General features: G+C 61.7%; 16 protein-coding genes and 1 tRNA gene. 8 read left to right on the top strand and 9 right to left on the bottom strand.

From position 1 onward, the window contains the following. Positions 1–4: 4 nt before the first annotated feature. Together AC1D2N_RS09845 and AC1D2N_RS09840 are read right to left on the bottom strand one after the other, a co-directional pair. A complete protein-coding gene (locus tag AC1D2N_RS09845) occupies positions 5–793 on the bottom strand; it encodes a YdcF family protein (RefSeq protein ID WP_130653376.1) in 789 nt (262 codons plus the stop codon). Between the two features lie 68 nt (positions 794–861). Beyond that, entirely contained in the window at positions 862–1,584 is a 723-nt protein-coding gene (locus tag AC1D2N_RS09840; protein WP_130653375.1) for a YoaK family protein, read from the bottom strand. Between the two features lie 238 nt (positions 1,585–1,822). On the opposite strand from AC1D2N_RS09840, the gene AC1D2N_RS09835 reads away from it, so the two are divergent. Beyond that, positions 1,823–2,059, top strand: coding sequence for a DUF2798 domain-containing protein (locus AC1D2N_RS09835; RefSeq protein WP_065276732.1), 237 nt, complete (start codon positions 1,823–1,825; stop codon positions 2,057–2,059). A 187-nt stretch (positions 2,060–2,246) separates the two neighbouring features. On the opposite strand, the gene AC1D2N_RS09830 is transcribed toward AC1D2N_RS09835, so the two are convergent. From AC1D2N_RS09830 to AC1D2N_RS09820, 3 genes are all read right to left on the bottom strand, one after another. Next, a complete protein-coding gene (locus AC1D2N_RS09830) occupies positions 2,247–2,489 on the bottom strand; it encodes a GIY-YIG nuclease family protein (protein ID WP_018244245.1) in 243 nt (80 codons plus the stop codon). Between the two features lie 101 nt (positions 2,490–2,590). Further along, positions 2,591–2,666: transfer RNA gene (locus AC1D2N_RS09825), tRNA-Ala, on the bottom strand. A gap of 151 nt (positions 2,667–2,817) precedes the next feature. Next, positions 2,818–3,201, bottom strand: a complete 384-nt coding sequence (locus AC1D2N_RS09820; RefSeq protein WP_003544290.1) for a TIGR02300 family protein — start codon at positions 3,199–3,201, stop codon at positions 2,818–2,820. Between the two features lie 275 nt (positions 3,202–3,476). Between AC1D2N_RS09820 and aroA the strand changes: the two genes are divergently transcribed. The 3 genes from aroA (at position 3,477) to rpsA (ending at position 7,433) form a co-directional block, all read left to right on the top strand. Beyond that, positions 3,477–4,835 (top strand): 3-phosphoshikimate 1-carboxyvinyltransferase, encoded by a 1,359-nt coding sequence (gene aroA, locus AC1D2N_RS09815; RefSeq protein ID WP_130653374.1) that lies wholly within the window; start codon positions 3,477–3,479, stop codon positions 4,833–4,835. A 72-nt stretch (positions 4,836–4,907) separates the two neighbouring features. Then, on the top strand, positions 4,908–5,555 hold the full coding sequence (cmk, locus tag AC1D2N_RS09810) for a (d)CMP kinase (RefSeq protein WP_130653373.1): 648 nt from the start codon (positions 4,908–4,910) through the stop codon (positions 5,553–5,555). A gap of 174 nt (positions 5,556–5,729) precedes the next feature. Continuing rightward, a complete protein-coding gene (gene rpsA, locus AC1D2N_RS09805; protein WP_003544285.1) occupies positions 5,730–7,433 on the top strand; it encodes a 30S ribosomal protein S1 in 1,704 nt (567 codons plus the stop codon). 76 nt (positions 7,434–7,509) lie between these two features. On the opposite strand, the gene AC1D2N_RS09800 is transcribed toward rpsA, so the two are convergent. From AC1D2N_RS09800 to AC1D2N_RS09790, 3 genes are all read right to left on the bottom strand, one after another. Next, the gene (locus tag AC1D2N_RS09800) at positions 7,510–9,051 is read right to left on the bottom strand and encodes a hypothetical protein (RefSeq protein WP_130653371.1); all 1,542 of its coding nucleotides are present in this window, start codon (positions 9,049–9,051) and stop codon (positions 7,510–7,512) included. Between the two features lie 229 nt (positions 9,052–9,280). Further along, the gene (locus AC1D2N_RS09795) at positions 9,281–9,907 is read right to left on the bottom strand and encodes a ribonuclease D (protein ID WP_018448042.1); all 627 of its coding nucleotides are present in this window, start codon (positions 9,905–9,907) and stop codon (positions 9,281–9,283) included. Between the two features lie 254 nt (positions 9,908–10,161). Further along, complete coding sequence (locus AC1D2N_RS09790; protein ID WP_130653370.1) at positions 10,162–10,971, bottom strand: MerR family transcriptional regulator; 810 nt, start codon at positions 10,969–10,971, stop codon at positions 10,162–10,164. Between the two features lie 171 nt (positions 10,972–11,142). Between AC1D2N_RS09790 and AC1D2N_RS09785 the strand changes: the two genes are divergently transcribed. Continuing rightward, on the top strand, positions 11,143–12,423 hold the full coding sequence (locus AC1D2N_RS09785; RefSeq protein ID WP_130653369.1) for a 4-aminobutyrate--2-oxoglutarate transaminase: 1,281 nt from the start codon (positions 11,143–11,145) through the stop codon (positions 12,421–12,423). Between the two features lie 67 nt (positions 12,424–12,490). Next, positions 12,491–13,972 (top strand): NAD-dependent succinate-semialdehyde dehydrogenase, encoded by a 1,482-nt coding sequence (locus tag AC1D2N_RS09780; protein ID WP_130653368.1) that lies wholly within the window; start codon positions 12,491–12,493, stop codon positions 13,970–13,972. 46 nt (positions 13,973–14,018) lie between these two features. Here AC1D2N_RS09780 and AC1D2N_RS09775 read toward each other — a convergent pair whose 3' ends face one another. Further along, entirely contained in the window at positions 14,019–14,228 is a 210-nt protein-coding gene (locus tag AC1D2N_RS09775) for a SlyX family protein (protein ID WP_012759624.1), read from the bottom strand. Positions 14,229–14,760: 532 nt separating this feature from the next. Here AC1D2N_RS09775 and uxaC point away from each other — a divergent pair. Both uxaC and AC1D2N_RS09765 read left to right on the top strand, forming a co-directional pair. Further along, positions 14,761–16,176 (top strand): glucuronate isomerase, encoded by a 1,416-nt coding sequence (gene uxaC, locus AC1D2N_RS09770; RefSeq protein ID WP_018244236.1) that lies wholly within the window; start codon positions 14,761–14,763, stop codon positions 16,174–16,176. Continuing rightward, entirely contained in the window at positions 16,173–17,627 is a 1,455-nt protein-coding gene (locus AC1D2N_RS09765) for a mannitol dehydrogenase family protein (protein ID WP_130653367.1), read from the top strand. Before uxaC ends, AC1D2N_RS09765 begins: the two co-directional genes overlap by 4 nt. The last annotated feature ends 2 nt before the right edge of the window (positions 17,628–17,629 follow it).

Here is a 17,629-nt window from a genome sequence, read left to right as displayed (position 1 = left end):
CGCTCTATTGCGGATAAAGTTCCGACGTGCGACCGGCGAGATAATATCCCACCAGGCCGTACCATTCGCGGATCGCCGTCGCCAGGTTCTGCGCGTTGAGGTTCGGCTGGGTGAAATCGAGCCCGAGCCTCACCTGGCCATCGGTGCGATAATCGGTCGGCCAGGGGACGATATCGATGCCGAGCTTGCGGAAGATGCCGACGGACCGCGGCATGTGGAAACCCGACGTGATCAGCAGGCAATTGGAAAGCCCCTGGCTTGCCAGGAATTCCTTGGTGTTAACGGCGTTTTCAAAGGTCGTGCGCGATTGCCTCTCTTCGATCAGGCGATCCCTGCCAACGCCGAAGAGCGGGAAGAAGCGCTCGGATGCCGCCGCATCGCCTTCGTAGATGCCCGAAATGGAGCCGTCGCCGCCCGATACCAGAATGCGCGACTGCGGAAATTTCTGCGCAAGCCGCAAGGCTTCGATGAAGCGGTCGGCCCCGCCGTTGAATTCTATGCCGTGGCGCGCCGTGTTCACCTCATTTTCGAAGGCGCCGCCGAGCACGATCATGCATTGCAGGCTACCCGGATCAGCGGCGGGCTTTGCGAAGCGCTGCTCGAGACCCTGCATCAGAAGGTTGCCGGCCGTGGTGTAGAGCGCGACGAAAAGGATGAGGGCCGCACCCGTTGCGCCGAGGATACTTAAGGTACGCCAGCGCAGAAGACCGGCAAGCAGGGCAAAGAAGACGAGGAAGAATGCCACCGACAGCGGCTGAGCGAAAATCCAGACAAGCTTCGAAATCAGGAACAAGACCCACTCCTTGGGGATTGGCGGCGGTCCTTTCTATCCGATTCGACGGTAACAGGAATGCGACGGTTCTATTTCACGCGTGCAGTGGTCGATCGATGTGGCGCGATCTTCTGGTTGAAGCGCCGCTGAAGCGGCCGCGGGATGAGCATGGCAGCAAGTGCAAGCACCATGGCGAAGAGGGAGACCAGCCACAGTGCATGCGCGCCCGTCAGCCGCGTCAGGACGGCGCCGACGATCGCGCCAAGCACCATGCCGCCCCAGGGCACAATCTGGATCGTCCATTCGATATGGCGGTCGCCGATGATCCAGCGGCCGATGCCGCGGCCGAAGCGCGACAGGGCGCCGGTCACATAGGTTAGGCCGATCGGCAGGCCTTCGATGTGTTCGACGGCAGCGTTCACCATGCCCATGGAAAAAACGATCATGTAGAACCGCGCGAACAGCATGTTCTGCACCGTCATCATCGAGGCGAGCGCCATGACGAGACCGACGCAGCCGAGCACCACGAAGATGCGGCGCTCGGAGACATGAGCGATGACGACCCCAGCCGCGTTGCCGAGCACGAAAACGACGATGGCGGAGATCAGGACCGCCGCGTGATAAAGATTGCCCTCACTCAAGGCCAGTGCCGCCCGCGTCGTGTTGCCTGTCATGAAGGAGACGAAATCGCCGGTCAGCAGAAGACCGGTCGCATCGGTCATGCCAGCCAGAAACGAGATCGAGCCGACGAGGGCGAGCCCGGTCAGGGTTCGTCGGGTCCGGATGATGCGACGGCGTCTTGATCTGGTCATTGGCTGAGGGTCCTGGAGCCGAATCGCTGAGATTCCAGCAACGAACATACATCCTCTCATTGAGGAATTGGCAAAGGCGATCGGAAGCGGATGGGGGCGGACTTGAATGGCAACACATTTTCGGCCATAGAAACGGCGTTGCTTCAGATCGAAGCTCCGTAAGCGTTTACGTCAATCAACGCGCAACCCGCCGATCGGCGCTGCGCAATTGTCTGATCGGCACCTTACGGAGATCAAAATGCCCAAAGGCAAACTCCCCAAACGTTACAATACGATCGTCATGCCGCTTATCCTCTCGCTGTTGATGACCTCAGTCGTCTCAGCGATCAGCATCGTGAGAGCACAAGGCCTGACTGCGCCTGCACTTGCCATGTGGCCCTCCGCATGGGCGCTCTCCTGGGCGATCGCCTTTCCCGTCCTGCTATTGGTGCTGCCGGTGGTCAGGCGGGTGACGGCTGTTATCGTCGAGATGTGAGCGCAAGGCGCCGGCGGGCTGCGCAGGCGGCCTGCCGGGAGTTGCGGTCGGGGAGGTGAGAGTCTTTTATTTGCGAATGTGCCAAGCATATCCGCACAAATTAGCCGTTCGGTTTTCGCACGGCAGCATGCGGTGCCTAATCGGAATCGGTCTTTTAATTGGTCAGGCGACCGGGATCCCAATCAAGCTAGACTAATCTCTTGCTGGCAAAAGCCCTGCCAGAATGCGATTTCAGATATTTTTCGAATTCAAGGGCTTTGTGCTTGTCGGGAAAGGCACAATACCAGAGCAAATTCCATGGTACGAATTTGGCAGTGTGGGTGGATTTTCCGGCATTGTGAGCCGCAAGCCGCTGTTTGAGATCTGCGGTAGACCCGGTATATTCCTGATCGGGAAAATCAACGCTGCGGAGAATATAAACATACCACATCAGCGTTTCAGCCCGTCGTCGCCCTTCGGGCTATGCCGGGCACTGCTTCGGCCTAACGGTTTCTCGCGGCGGTGCCACGCGAAGCCCGTAAGGGCGAAGCGTGGTGGAGCTAAGCGGGATCGAACCGCTGACCTCTTGCATGCCATGCAAGCGCTCTCCCAGCTGAGCTATAGCCCCATCAGGGTGGTCCGGCTCGAGGCCGGTCCTGGGATACTCCTCAAGGCGTGCCCTGCGGAGTGGCGGCTTATTACTTCCGGTTTTCAGAGATAGCAAGCCTAAAAAAATGCGGCCCGGAGAATTTTTTCCTCGCCGGGCCGAAATGCAGTCGTCAGACTTCGTCGTCGTCGCCGGTCACGCCGATGATGTCGCTCATGTCGTCATCGTCGTCGTCTTCGTCCGGTGTGAGGAAGGTATCGTCGTCGTCGTCGCCTTCGATTTCAACATCGTCATCGCCGATATCGGGAATGTCGTCGCCGCCGGCGGCTTCATCGGCATCTTCCAGCGAAACCAGTTCGACTTCGGTGTTTTCAGTATCGACTTCCGCGACCTCGTCTTCTTCGGCAACTTCGGCGATGGCCGAGGTTTCTTCGAAAAAGGACAGAGGATAGGACTTGCCGGTATAAGGAGAAACGATCGGATCCCGGTTCAGATCATAAAACTTCTTGCCGGTTTCCGGATCGGTACGCTTGGTTCCAAGTTCCGCTTTCGCCACTATAAGCCTCGTGTGAATGACCGAATAAGAGATTCGGCAAATGCCGATCAAGCCGGCGTTCCATCGGAATTTATAAGCCGGTCCCCTTAATCGCTGTGGCTTCCCATGTCAAAGCCAAACTTTGCGATCGGAGCCCGGGGTTTTTGGCAAGCCGACGGATGACCGCCCGGCGCGTTTGTGTTAACGAGCCGCAACAGCTGCAGAAGCGGACGGGAATTGCGACCGGCCAAGCCTGTCTTGTGGCAAAAATAGACTGCATTTGCAAAGGATTACGCATGTTGCACGGCTCTGCGCCCAGGCCCGCCACCGCCCGCAAATCCGCCGGTCTTACGGGCAGCGTGCGTATTCCGGGCGACAAGTCGATCTCGCATCGTTCCTTCATGTTCGGCGGGCTTGCTTCCGGCGAAACCCGGATCACGGGCCTGCTCGAAGGCGAGGACGTGATCAATACCGGCCGCGCAATGCAGGCAATGGGCGCCAGAATCCGCAAGGTGGGCGAACAATGGCTGATCGAGGGCACCGGCAACGGTGCGCTGCTTGCACCTGACGCGCCGCTCGACTTCGGCAATGCCGGCACCGGCGTGCGGCTGACCATGGGCCTCGTCGGCACGTACGACTTTCGCTCCACCTTCATCGGCGACGCCTCGCTTTCGAAACGGCCGATGGGCCGCGTGCTCAATCCGCTGCGCGAAATGGGCGTGCAGGTCAGCGCCTCCGAGGGCGACAGGCTGCCGGTGACGCTCAGAGGCCCGGGAACGCCGAGCCCGATCCGCTATCGGGTGCCGATGGCATCCGCCCAGGTGAAATCGGCCGTGCTGCTTGCCGGCCTCAATACGCCGGGTGTCACCACGGTCATCGAGCCGGTGATGACGCGCGACCATACCGAAAAGATGCTGCAGGGTTTCGGCGCCGCCCTTTCCGTCGAGACGGACGAGGAGGGCGTCCGCACGATCCGGCTCGAAGGCCGGGGCAAGCTGGCGGGCCAGGTGATCGACATTCCCGGTGATCCTTCTTCCACCGCCTTCCCGCTGGTTGCAGCGCTGCTTGTCCCCGGCTCCGACATCACCATCGTCAACGTGCTGATGAACCCGACCCGTACCGGGCTGATCCTGACGCTGCAGGAGATGGGGGCTGATATCGAGGTGCTGAATGCGCGTCTAGCCGGCGGCGAGGACGTGGCGGATCTGCGCGTGCGCCATTCCGAGCTCAAGGGCGTGACCGTTCCCGAAGATCGCGCTCCGTCGATGATCGACGAATATCCTATTCTCGCCGTCGCCGCCTGTTTCGCTGAGGGCGTCACCGTCATGAAGGGGCTTGAGGAATTGCGCGTCAAGGAGTCCGACCGTCTTTCCGCTGTGGCCGACGGACTGAAACTCAATGGGGTGGATTGCGACGAAGGCGAGGATTTTCTCATCGTGCGCGGCCGGCCTGACGGCAAGGGCCTCGGCAACGCTGCCGGCGACAAGGTCAGCACACATCTCGACCATCGCATCGCCATGAGCTTCCTTGTCATGGGGCTTGCCTCGGAGCATCCTGTCACGATCGACGACGCGGCGATGATCGCGACCAGCTTTCCCGAATTCATGCAGCTGATGACCGGCCTTGGAGCAAAGATCGAGGAGGTGCCGGAATGATGTACCCGCCGCGGCAATTCCGCGAAGACAAACTCATTCGTTGTTTCGGCGCGGTGCCGCAGGATTGATTTGATGACAAACAAGACCTTCATTGTCGCCATCGATGGCCCGGCGGCAGCCGGCAAGGGCACGCTTTCACGCCGCATCGCCGACCAATACGGCTTCCATCATCTGGATACCGGCCTGACCTATCGCGCCACGGCCAAGGCGCTGCTCGATGCCGGCCTGCCGCTCGACGACGAGGCGGTGGCGGAAAAGATCGCAAGAGAGGTTGAACTCGCTGGATTGGATCGCGATATACTTTCCAAACATGAGATCGGCGAAGCCGCCTCGAAGATTGCCGTCATGCCGGCGGTGCGCCGGGCTCTGGTCGAGGCGCAACGGCGGTTTTCGGCGAAAGCGCCTGGAACCGTGCTCGACGGGCGCGATATCGGCACCGTCGTCTGCCCGGATGCGCCGGTGAAACTCTATGTAACGGCGTCGCCGGAAGTTCGCGCAAGGCGCCGTTATGACGAGATCCTCGGCAAGGGCGCTGCGGCAGATTTCGATGCGATCTTCGAGGACGTCAAGCGGCGCGACGAACGCGACATGGGACGGGCCGACAGCCCTTTGAAACCAGCGGTCGATGCGCACTTGCTTGATACGTCGGAAATGAGTATAGAGGCCGCGTTTCAAGCTGCTCAATCGATCATCGATGCGGTCTTGAGCCGAAATGCCTAAATCCAAGCGATTTTGCGTGCTCTGAGCATGGATCGCTTCTAATATAGCAAGCCTGAAATTCCGTCCAAGCGCCGGATTGCCTTCGTGAGAGGGCGGACTGGGTTCAGGCCCGTTCAACGCAAACCAACCGGCGCATACGTGTCCGCTTCCGTTTCAGGACACGCAGGAGATTTTATGTCAGTAGCTACCCCCTCCCGCGAGGATTTCGCGGCTCTTCTCGAAGAGTCCTTTGCCAAGAACGACCTGGCCGAAGGCTATGTCACCAAGGGCATCGTCACGGGCATCGAGAAGGACGTCGCCGTTGTCGACGTCGGCCTGAAGGTTGAAGGCCGCATCGCGCTCAAGGAATTCGGCGCGCGCGCCAAGGACGGCCTGTTGAAGGTCGGCGACGAAGTCGAAGTTTATGTCGAGCGCATCGAAAACGCGCTTGGCGAAGCCGTTCTGTCGCGCGAGAAGGCTCGCCGCGAAGAAAGCTGGGTCAAGCTCGAAGCCAAGTTCGAAGCTGGCGAGCGCGTCGAAGGCGTGATCTTCAACCAGGTCAAGGGCGGCTTCACGGTCGACCTCGACGGTGCGATCGCCTTCCTGCCGCGTTCTCAGGTCGATATTCGCCCGATCCGCGACGTGACCCCACTGATGCACAATCCGCAGCCCTTCGAAATCCTCAAGATGGACAAGCGCCGCGGCAACATCGTGGTTTCGCGCCGTACGGTTCTGGAAGAATCCCGTGCCGAGCAGCGTTCTGAAATCGTTCAGAACCTCGAAGAAGGCCAGGTTGTTGACGGCGTCGTCAAGAACATCACCGATTACGGTGCGTTCGTTGACCTCGGCGGCATCGACGGCCTGCTGCACGTCACCGACATGGCATGGCGCCGTGTGAACCATCCGTCGGAAATCCTGAACATCGGCCAGCAGGTCAAGGTTCAGATCATCCGCATCAACCAGGAAACCCACCGTATCTCGCTCGGCATGAAGCAGCTCGAGAGCGATCCGTGGGATGGCATCCAGGCCAAGTATCCGGAAGGCAAGAAGATTTCCGGTACCGTTACGAATATCACCGACTACGGTGCATTCGTCGAGCTGGAGCCAGGCATCGAAGGCCTGATCCACATCTCGGAAATGTCCTGGACCAAGAAGAACGTTCACCCCGGCAAGATCCTGTCCACGAGCCAGGAAGTCGAAGTCGTCGTTCTCGAAGTCGATCCGTCCAAGCGCCGTATTTCGCTCGGCCTCAAGCAGACGCTGGAAAACCCGTGGGCAGCATTCGCCCGCAGCCATCCGGCCGGCACTGAAGTCGAAGGCGAAGTCAAGAACAAGACCGAATTCGGCCTGTTCATCGGCCTCGACGGCGATGTCGACGGCATGGTGCACCTCTCCGACCTCGACTGGAACCGTCCGGGCGAACAGGTCATCGAGGAGTTCAACAAGGGTGACGTCGTCAAGGCCGTCGTTCTCGACGTCGATGTCGAGAAGGAACGCATCTCGCTCGGCATCAAGCAGCTCGGCAAGGATGCAGTCGGCGACGCCGCTGCTTCTGGCGACCTGCGCAAGAATGCAGTCGTCTCCTGCGAAGTCATCGCAGTCAACGACGGCGGTGTCGAAGTAAAGCTCGTCAACCACGAAGACATCACTTCCTTCATCCGTCGCGCCGACCTCGCCCGCGACCGCGACGAACAGCGCCCTGAGCGCTTCTCGGTCGGCCAGGTCTTCGACGCCCGCGTCACCAACTTCTCCAAGAAGGACCGCAAGATCATGCTGTCCATCAAGGCTCTGGAGATTGCGGAAGAGAAGGAAGCCGTTGCCCAGTTCGGTTCGTCCGACAGCGGCGCTTCGCTCGGCGACATCCTGGGCGCAGCCCTGAAGAACCGCGGCGGCGAATAAGCCTCGCATCCGCCTTTGAATTGAAGAACCCGCCGGAGCGATCCGGCGGGGTCTTCATTTTCAGGCGATCAAAGTGTTATTCCCAGCCGACCATGCGCTGATAGAGCGCATAGACCGGGTCGTCGGCCGGGCGGCCGGGCTGATAGGCCGACGGTTCGGTATCAATCATCCTCGGCGTCCTCCGCTCGGGTGCCGCGTCGGTCGTTTCGGCATCGGGCTCGGCATCCTCGCCACCGGACTGTGCCTGCTGCTGATCCTCGGACGCGTCGTCGCGGTGGTGCTGATGCTGGTGGTGCGTTTCGCCCGCCTTCTCGTTCGATGGCGTATCCTTGGCGAATTGGTAGGGTAGCTGGCTATAGGCAAGGCCCTCCGGCATCTTTGCCGCCAGCGGCACATAGGAAGCCTCGGCCGTCTCGGGTATCGGCATCATCTGCGGTTGCGCGGAGATTTCTTTCGGCTGACGGGCTGCCGCCGCCGCCTCAATATCCATCTGCGGTGGGCGGAGTGCTGTCGATTGGCGGGGATCGGGTGCTGTGAATTCGGCCGGCTGCCTCAAGGTCTCGGTCGCATCGCTGATGACGGCGTCGTCGAGGATCGCATCAATCTCCACGGCCGCCTCGACGGCAACATCCTCCAGCACGGTTTCGACGTCTTGCTCGCGGATGATCGTGGCGATCAGCTCGGAGACTTCTTCGGTCATGGAGGCAACGATTCCTGCCCAGTTCCTGGGAATGACAGGATCGACCTTTTCCGACGTCGCGTGGGGTTGGATGGCAGGCGGCTCCGGCGTTTCCTGCGTATCGTCGGCCGCTGCGGCTTCCGTCGACGAGGCTTGCCGGGTTTCGATCTCCTTCGACGCAGACATTTCCGGGGCGACCTCGCTTGCCGTCGCCGGGGTGGGCTGAGCCCGGTTTTCAGCATGCGGCGTTTCCGGATCGGCAGCGTCCACGGCTTCGGCGATAAGCGCGTCCTCGGTGGTCGTCAGAGCTGCGGCCTCGATCAGCGAATCGGCCGGCGCGGGCACCTTGTCTACCGGCTGGCGCATGGCGGCAGGCAGGCTGTCCTCATGCAGCCGGATCTCGGGGCGAGCTTCGGCGCGCATCGGCGAAGCGTCATTCTGGCCATAGGAGCGGACGACGGCGCGGGCGGCGAGGTCGCGATCCTTGTAGCGGACGATTTCCAGATAGGCGACGATGCGGGCGGCTTCAGGGCCTGTCGGGTTCTTCAGGGCCTCGGCGATCGTCCGGAGCGGCACGCTATGCCCCTGCTCGGTGAGCTGGCGCTCAACCTCGTCGATCCCAGCGGTTGGCAGCTGCCGGATGGCATCGGCCAGCCGAGAGGTGAAGGCAAGATTGCTCTCGTCCTCGCCACGATCCAGCGAGATCGAGCGGCCTGCCGCATCGATGACATCGAAAAGGGCTTCGACCATGCGCTCGCGCGCCGCAAGGAGCAGAATATTGAGCTTGCCGGCAATGGCGGAATTGAGGTCTGCGGCTTCGACGGCGTTGACAGGCGGGGGTGCAATGACGGAGTGGCCGAGACCGCTGGCGACGATCGCCGCTGTCTGACTCTGGGACGAAAAGCTTGCATTGGACGCTGCACGAACGGGAGTCAACATGGCATGCTCCTTTCGTAAAGTGACGATGAAAGCAGGCTCTAGAAAAGGACCGCGCTCATCCGGCCCCCTTGCATCCCAGCAGTCCTCCAGTCCGCATGACGCAGTTTCGGCGTCATCGAATGCATAAAAATTAACAGGAATGTTAATAAACAGGCGTTAATGAATCGCTAACGGCCGCGGACAAGTCTGCCGCACGGTTATTAGCAAACGCAGAATGAAAGCAATTCGCTCAGCTGTGGGCGAAGATATCGGCCTCTTCCCAGCCGAGCAGGTCGAGCTTGGCGCGGGTCGGCAGGAATTCGAAGCAGGCCGTCGCATGATCGTAGCGGCCGTCGCGAATCAGGCGTTCCGTCAGCTTATCGCGCAACGCATGCAGATAAAGCACGTCGGACGCGGCATATTCGAGCTGGGCCGGAGACAGCGTCTCGGCCGCCCAATCGGAAGATTGCTGCGCCTTGGAGACATCGACGTCGAGCATCTCCTTGAGATTATCCTTGAGGCCGTGACGATCAGTATAAGTCCGGATCAGGCGCGAGGCGATCTTGGTGCAGAAAACCGGGGTCGTCGTGACGCCGAAAGTATGGAAGAGCACGGCAATATCGAAGCGGCCGTAATGAAAGATCTTCTGATGGGTGGGGTCTTCGAGCAGGGCGGCAAGATTGGGCGCCTGCTTCTGGCCGGCGGCGATGCGGATGATATCGGCGGTGCCGTCACCCGGCGAAAGCTGGACGACGCAGAGCCGATCGCGGCGCGGCACCAGGCCGAGCGTTTCGGTGTCGATTGCTATCGCGCCGGTGTAGCGGGCGGCATCGGCCGCGGAAATATCGCCTTCGTGAAAACGTATGGTCGCCGCCATGAGACTATCTTTCGTTCGAATGCATCCCCTACAGTGCCGCGCGTCTTTTCGAGAGCCGCAAAGGACGCAGTAGCACTTTGAATGGCTGCATAATTTTATCCTCAAATCGATTCCGATTTAAGGAATTATGCAGCAGCGCTATAGCGCAAAGGCGCAGAATGCGAAACCGCTTTCCTGCCGTTAGAGTGCCGTGCGTCCTCTCGGACGGATATAGGACGCTCTACCTCTCTTAATCTCCGCATCGTGCTGGCGGCTCAGAATGTCGGCGGCGTGTTGATCCAGAGAAGCACGGTTTCGCCATCGTGGCGATTGCGCCAGGAATGGTCGCGGCGGCTTTCGAAATAAAGTGAATCGCCAGGCCCGAGATCGAAGAATTGATCGCTGTCGAGCACCAGTTCGAGCCGGCCGGACAGAACATGCATGAATTCCTCGCCCTCGTGGCGATAGGCGCCTTCGCTGGCAGCACCCGGCGCCAGCACGAAACGATGGCAATCCATCATCCTGCGGCCTTCGGCAAGGAGCTGCACCGTGACACCCGGCGTTGTTTCCGGCCACTTGCGCCATTCGCCGGCGCGCACCAGCACCGGCACGTCCCCGCTTTCTTCGCCGGAAAGGCGGGAGACGGTGGTGCCGTAATATTCGGCAAGATCATGCAGCGTCTTGAAACTGACGCCCTGCGAGGTGCGCTCCAGCGTCGAGAGCGTCGACGAGGTGACGCCGATGTCGCCGGCCACCTGATCGAGCGTCTTGCCGCTCGCATGGCGCAGGCTGCGCAGCTTGCGGCCGAGGCCGTTGTCCTGGCTCGCCTCGGTGCTATCGGCGGAGGGCTCCTCGCTCTCCAACGCCTCGCGGATTGCCGCGGGATTGAGACCACGCTCGACACGATACCAGGAGATGCGCTTCAACCGCGCCACATCGTCGGCGCTGTATTGCCGATGGCCGGTTTCCGAACGGCCGGGAACCACCAGACCCTGGCTTTCCCAGAGGCGCAGCGTCGAGGCCGAAACGCCCGCCAGCCGCGCGGCTTCCGCCACCTTGTAGCGCACAGGCCCATTATCGTTCATCCGAAAGTATCCCCGATTCCAATCGCCCCAGAGCCTTCATCAAAAAGCGTGATGTTTGAAGCAAAAAATGCCGCTTGATTTCTTGCAGGAAAAATGTAGGAAATTTCTACACATCTTGCAGAACTTATGCAAGATAGTTCTGAAGCCCCTTTTCAGCGCAGGAGCGCATCGATGAACGCGATCAACCTTACGGACCGGAAGAACGCTGCTATTTCACGCGGCGTCGGCATGACGACACAGATTTATGCGGATCGCGCAGAGAATGCGGAGATCTGGGACAAGGAGGGCCGCCGTTACATCGATTTCGCCGCCGGCATCGCCGTTCTCAACACCGGCCACCGCCATCCCCGGGTCATCGCAGCGGTCAAGGATCAGCTCGACCGCTTCACCCATACCTGCCATCAGGTGGTGCCCTATGAAAGCTACGTCCATCTGGCCGAACGGCTGAACGTGCTGGTGCCCGGCGACTTCGAGAAGAAGACGATCTTCGTGACGACAGGCGCCGAAGCGGTCGAGAACGCCGTCAAGATCGCGCGCGCCGCAACCGGCCGTTCGGCCGTCATCGCCTTTGGCGGCGGCTTCCATGGCCGCACCTTCATGGGCATGGCGCTGACCGGCAAGGTCGTGCCCTACAAGGTCGGTTTCGGCGCGATGCCGGGCGATGTGTTCCACGTTCCCTTCCCGATCGAGCTGCACGGCGTCACCGCCGATCAGTCGCTGGCGGCGTTGAAGAAGCTCTTCGCCGCCGATGTCGATCCGCAGCGCGTCGCCGCCATCATCATCGAGCCGGTGCAGGGCGAAGGCGGCTTCTATGCGGCCCCCGCCGCCTTCATGAAGGCGCTGCGCGAGCTCTGCGACCAGCACGGCATCCTGCTGATCGCCGACGAGGTGCAGACCGGTTTTGCCCGCACCGGCAGGATGTTCGCAATGGATCACCACGAGGTGGCGCCTGACCTGACAACGATGGCAAAGAGCCTGGCCGGCGGCTTTCCGCTCGCCGCCGTCACCGGCCGCGCCGAAATCATGGATGCGCCGGGACCGGGCGGGCTCGGCGGCACCTATGGCGGCAATCCGCTCGGTATCGCGGCCGCCCATGCCGTGCTCGACGTCATTGTCGACGAGGGTCTCTGCAACCGGGCCAACCAGCTCGGCGGGCGGCTGAAGCAGCGGCTGGAATCGTTGCGCGAGACGGTGCCGGAGATCGTCGACATCCGCGGGCCGGGCTTCATGAATGCGGTCGAATTCAACGACCGGACGACGGGACTGCCGAGCGCGGAATTCGCCAACCGGGTGCGGCTGATCGCGCTCGACAAGGGCCTGATCCTGCTCACCTGCGGCACCCACGGAAACGTCATCCGCTTCCTCGCACCGATCACCATCCAGGACGAGATCCTTGGCGAAGCGCTCGATATTCTCGAAGCCTCAATGCTGGAGGCGAGCGCGGGCAAGTGACCGCACCGAACCCGGATTTCAGCGGGCTGCCGGCAACCGGCAGCCGCACTCCCAAGCAGGATATCACATGGCTTTCACCAACGCACTGACCAAGCACGTTCCCTTCTCCTCGCCGCTGCTGCGCGATGCCGGCTATATCGACGGGGTCTGGACATCAGGCGATGCCACTCGGACATTCGACGTCCTGAACCCGGCAACCGGCGAGCTACTCGCCTCGCTGCCCGATATGGGTGCGGCCGAGACGCGGGCGGCGATCGATGCGGCTCATGCCGCCCAGCCGGCCTGGGCGGCTCGTCCGGCCAAGGAGCGCAGCGCGATCCTGCGCAAATGGTTCGACCTGATGGTTGCCCATGCCGATGAACTCGCCGCAATCCTGACCGCCGAAATGGGCAAGCCGTTCCCGGAAGCGCGCGGCGAGATCCTCTACGCCGCGGCCTATATCGAATGGTATGCGGAAGAAGCCAAACGCATCTATGGCGAGACGATCCCCGCGCCTTCCGATGATAAACGAATGATCGTCATCAGGCAGCCGGTCGGCGTCGTCGGCACCATCACGCCGTGGAATTTCCCGGCGGCGATGATCACCCGCAAGATCGCCCCGGCGCTTGCCGTCGGCTGCACCGTGGTCTCGAAGCCCGCCGAACAGACGCCGCTGACGGCGATAGCACTTGCCGTACTCGCCGAGCAGGCCGGCATTCCGGCCGGCGTCTTCAACGTCATCGTCGGTGTCGACGGCCCGGCAATCGGCCGCGAGCTCTGCGGCAACGAAAAGGTGCGCAAGATCAGCTTCACCGGTTCGACGGAGGTCGGCCGCATCCTGATGCGGCAGTGCGCCGACCAGATCAAGAAGGTGAGCCTGGAGCTCGGCGGCAACGCGCCCTTCATCGTCTTTGACGATGCCGATCTCGACGCTGCCGTCGAAGGCGCGATCGCCTCCAAATACCGCAATGCCGGCCAGACCTGCGTCTGTGCCAACCGTCTCTATGTCCAGTCGAACGTCTATGACGCCTTCGCCGCCAAGCTGGCCGCAAAGGTCGCCGAGATGTCGGTCGGCGATGGCTTCAAGCCGGGTGTCGTGATCGGGCCGCTGATCGACGAACAAGGCCTTGCCAAGGTGGAAGATCATGTCAGCGACGCGCTCGCCAAGGGCGCCAAGGTGCTGACCGGCGGCAAGCGCATCGACGGCGCCGGCACCTTCTTCACGCCGACGGTGCTGACCGGCGTTGCGCGCGGCATGAAGGTGGCGCGCGAGGAGACCTTCGGGCCGGTGGCGCCGCTCTTTCGCTTCGACACGGTCGAGGATGTCATTCAACAGGCTAACGACACGGAGTTCGGCCTCGCCGCCTATTTCTACGCCGGCGATCTGAAAAAGGTCTGGCGGGTGGCGGAAGCGCTGGAATACGGCATGATCGGCATCAATACCGGCCTGATGTCATCCGAGACGGCACCCTTCGGCGGCATCAAGCAATCCGGCCTCGGCCGCGAAGGCTCGCGGCACGGCGCCGACGACTATCTGGAAATGAAATATCTCTGCATCGGCGGCGTCTGATTCACCATCCTAATGAGACAGGCACGCGGCATTGCGCCGCGTGTCGTCAATAATGCGGCGGGCGGGTGATGCCAGGCGCCTCCAGTGACTGCTCCTCGAGCGACAGGAAGCGTTCGGTCAGCCGGTCGAGCTTGGTGCGCATCTGTTCGACCGTCTTCCATTGCTCGGCGAGCTGATCGGAAAGCTCTTCGATCGTCTTTGCCTGGTGGGCCAGCATTTCTTCCAGTTGGGTGATGCGGTTCGTCTCGTCGGACATTAGAGCCTTTCCGGGTTAGATTGCAGGATTCTGCCGGAGCAGATTTTTGTCAGGGCAAAGGCGATTGGCGAAGGGCATACCTCTTGGTACGTCCGAGCCGATCGCCTTTGCCCTGGCGGAAAGATGCCCGGCCCACCGGCCGCACTGCTTCGCCATGCGAAGCAATGGGTGCGCCCTGCGATTTTAAGTCTTGCAGATTTGCCATGCAAATCTGCGGGAGGGTTGGCTGAAACGGGCCGGCTGATCGACCGGCCGGCTTGGCCGTAGAGCTTGGCTGCGACGCGCGCCGGCGGGTCGACCATCCGACTCCGTTTGAGCCAACAGAATGCTACAATCTAACCCGGAAAGGCTCTAGACCCTCCTTTGCCGAAACCGGCAGAACAGATGGTTCTGCAAAGCGGAAATAGGTCGCCGCGTCAATGCTTTCCATGCCCAGTGCAGCCATGCGCAAAACTGTACCGTTTGGTTACTAAAAGACCTTGCCGCGCCTGGTGTTGTGGGGTAGGCCCTTATCCATCAGGGAGGAATACTGATGGATGCAGGAAACGGCTTTCTTCATCCGGACCGGCTTTTTCCGGCTGATCCGGCAACACGGACCATCGCGCGAGACCTCTACGAGACAGTGCGCAATCTTCCGATCGTCAGTCCGCACGGGCATACCGAACCTTCCTGGTTCGCCGACGACAAGCCCTTTGAAGACGCGGCCTCGCTGCTGGTCATTCCCGATCACTATCTCTTCCGCATGCTGCACAGCGTCGGCGTCACTTTGGACGAACTCGGCGTGCCGCGGCTCGACGGCAAGCCGGTGGCTGAGGGGCGGGCGATCTGGCGGACATTTGCCGCACACTATCATCTGTTCCGCGGAACGCCTTCGAGCCTCTGGGTCGACCACGCCATGTCGGCCGTACTCGGCTGCACGGAGCCGCTGACGGCCGACAATGCCGATGCGCTCTACGATCATATCAATGCCCAGCTTGCCCTTCCCGAATTCCGCCCGCGGGCGCTGCATCAGCGATTCGGCATCGAAACGATCGCGACGACGGATGGGGCGCTCGATCCTCTGGCGCATCACCAGAAGATGGCGGCCGACGGATGGATCGGCAAGGTGCGCACCACCTACAGGCCGGACAGTGTCACCGATCCCGACGCCGTCGGCTTCCGCGACAATCTCGTCAAGTTCGGAGAGATCACCGGCACCGACGTGACGCGCTGGGACGGTCTGATCGAGGCGCATCGGCGCCGACGCGCCTATTTCCGCCAGTTCGGCGCCACCGCGACCGATCACGGCGTGCCCACAGCCTTTACATCAGATCTGCCGCTTGCGGAAAAGCAGGCGTTGCTCGAGAAGGCGCTGAAGGGACCGCTTTCGGCCGGGGAGGCCGAGCTCTTCCGTGGCCAGATGATGACCGAGATGGCCGGGCTTTCGGCTGAGGACGGCATGGTGATGCAGATCCATGCCGGCTCCAGACGCAACACCGACCGCGGACTTTTCTCGACCCGAGGCCCCAATATGGGCGCCGATATCCCGACAAGCACCGACTGGGTCGGCGGCTTGAATGCGCTGCTTTCCAGATACGGCCATGCGCCGGGGCTGCGCGTGCTGCTCTTCACGCTCGACGAGACGACCTATGCGCGCGAGATGGCGCCAATGGTCGGCCATTGGCCCTGCCTGATGATCGGCCCGCCCTGGTGGTTCCACGACAGCCCGAACGGCATCCGGCGCTACCTCGACCAAGTCGTCGAGACGGCGGGCTTTGCCAATATGGCGGGTTTCAACGACGATACGCGTGCGCTGCTTTCGATTCCGGCCCGGCATGACGTCTGGCGCCGCGAAGTCTGCCGTTTCCTCGCCCAGCTCGCCGCCGAGCACCGGATTTCCAAGCGGGAAGCCGAGATCGTTGCCGGCGAGCTCTCCTATGGCAATGCGAAGAAGGCCTACAAGCTGTGAGCGAACGACTGCAGACCCTTTCCGGCCTCGCCCCGACGGCGAAGCTTCCCGCCTATGACCGTAACCAGCTGAAAAGCGGCATCCTGCATCTCGGGCCGGGCGCTTTCTTCCGCGCGCATTTCGCGCCGTTTACCGATGCCGCACTTGCGACAAGCGGCGGAGACTGGGGCATCGAGGTGGCGAGCCTGCGTACTGCCGATGTCGCCGATCACCTCAACGAGCAGAACGGCCTCTATACGATGCTGATCCGCGATACGTCGGGCACGGTAGCGCAGGTGATCGGCCCCATTCTGCGGGCACATGTGGCGACACGTGATCCGGCAGGACTGCTCGATCGGCTGGAAGATCCGGCGATCCGCATCGTCAGCCTGACGGTGACGGAAAAGGCCTATGGCATGGATACCGCGACGGGCGGGCTCGACCTCAACCATGCCGATGTGGCGGCCGACCTTGCCAACCGCCATGCGCCGCGCGGCGTCATCGGCTATCTGGTCGAGGGACTTTCCCGGCGTCGGGCGAAGGGCATCGCCCCCTTCACACCGCTCAGCTGCGACAATCTTCCGAGCAACGGCGCCGTTCTGAAACGACTGGTTCTCGATTTCGCCGAACGCGTCGACCCCTCACTTCGTCAATGGATCGAGGCAAATGTGCCCTTCCCCTCGACCATGGTCGACCGCATCACGCCGGCGAGCACCGAGGCGACCTACCAGGATGCCGAACGGCTGACCGGACGGCAGGATCTGGCGGCGATCGAGACCGAACCCTTCACGCAATGGGTGATCGAAGATCATTTCGCCAATGGCCGGCCGGCCTGGGAGAAGGCCGGCGCCTTGATGGTCACGGATGTTTCGGCCTATGAGAAGATGAAGCTCCGGATGCTGAACGGCGCGCATTCGCTGCTCGCCTATCTCGGTTATATCGGTGGCTATGAATTCATCCGCGACGTGATGGATGATGCCGGCCTGGCGGCCCTTGCCTACCGCCACATGCATGCGGCCGCAAGAACGCTCGATGCGGTTCCCGGCATCGACCTCGATGACTATGCCAGCGAATTGATAGCGCGCTTTGCAAACAAGGCGATCGCGCATCGCACCTATCAGATTGCCATGGACGGCACGCAGAAACTGCCGCAGCGGCTGCTGGAACCGGCAACCGAAGCACTGGCGCATGGCGACAAGGCGGAGACCTATGCGATCGCCGTTGCGGCATGGATGCGCTATGCGATCGGCGAGCACGGCAATGGCGAGCGCTATGAACTGCGCGATCCCCGTGCAGGCGAAATCGCCGCTCTCATCGCCGATGTCCCGCGCACCGGCCTGGCGATTTCGGCGGCTCTTTTCACCCTTCCCGGACTCTTCCCGGCAGCTTTGACAGGACACCGCGCGTGGACGCAGGACGTCTCCGACAAGCTGGAGATCCTGATTCAGGACGACCGTCTGCCGCTGTTCTAGAC

The sequence above is a fragment of the Rhizobium sp. P1_B8 genome (genome assembly GCF_056406515.1).
The sequence above is the reverse complement of the archived record's forward strand: the minus strand, read 5'-3'. Positions and strand labels throughout refer to the sequence as shown.

What these genes read in the sequence shown, in the direction of transcription:
- AC1D2N_RS09840 (WP_130653375.1), bottom strand. Translation starts at nt 1,584, where the DNA reads ATGACCAGATCAAGACGCCGTCGCATCATCCGGACCCGACGAACCCTG.
- AC1D2N_RS09835 (WP_065276732.1), top strand. Translation starts at nt 1,823, where the DNA reads ATGCCCAAAGGCAAACTCCCCAAACGTTACAATACGATCGTCATGCCG.
- AC1D2N_RS09830 (WP_018244245.1), bottom strand. Translation starts at nt 2,489, where the DNA reads ATGTGGTATGTTTATATTCTCCGCAGCGTTGATTTTCCCGATCAGGAA.
- aroA (WP_130653374.1), top strand. Translation starts at nt 3,477, where the DNA reads ATGTTGCACGGCTCTGCGCCCAGGCCCGCCACCGCCCGCAAATCCGCC.
- cmk (WP_130653373.1), top strand. Translation starts at nt 4,908, where the DNA reads ATGACAAACAAGACCTTCATTGTCGCCATCGATGGCCCGGCGGCAGCC.
- rpsA (WP_003544285.1), top strand. Translation starts at nt 5,730, where the DNA reads ATGTCAGTAGCTACCCCCTCCCGCGAGGATTTCGCGGCTCTTCTCGAA.
- AC1D2N_RS09800 (WP_130653371.1), bottom strand. Translation starts at nt 9,051, where the DNA reads ATGTTGACTCCCGTTCGTGCAGCGTCCAATGCAAGCTTTTCGTCCCAG.
- AC1D2N_RS09795 (WP_018448042.1), bottom strand. Translation starts at nt 9,907, where the DNA reads ATGGCGGCGACCATACGTTTTCACGAAGGCGATATTTCCGCGGCCGAT.
- AC1D2N_RS09790 (WP_130653370.1), bottom strand. Translation starts at nt 10,971, where the DNA reads ATGAACGATAATGGGCCTGTGCGCTACAAGGTGGCGGAAGCCGCGCGG.
- AC1D2N_RS09785 (WP_130653369.1), top strand. Translation starts at nt 11,143, where the DNA reads ATGAACGCGATCAACCTTACGGACCGGAAGAACGCTGCTATTTCACGC.
- AC1D2N_RS09780 (WP_130653368.1), top strand. Translation starts at nt 12,491, where the DNA reads ATGGCTTTCACCAACGCACTGACCAAGCACGTTCCCTTCTCCTCGCCG.
- AC1D2N_RS09775 (WP_012759624.1), bottom strand. Translation starts at nt 14,228, where the DNA reads ATGTCCGACGAGACGAACCGCATCACCCAACTGGAAGAAATGCTGGCC.
- uxaC (WP_018244236.1), top strand. Translation starts at nt 14,761, where the DNA reads ATGGATGCAGGAAACGGCTTTCTTCATCCGGACCGGCTTTTTCCGGCT.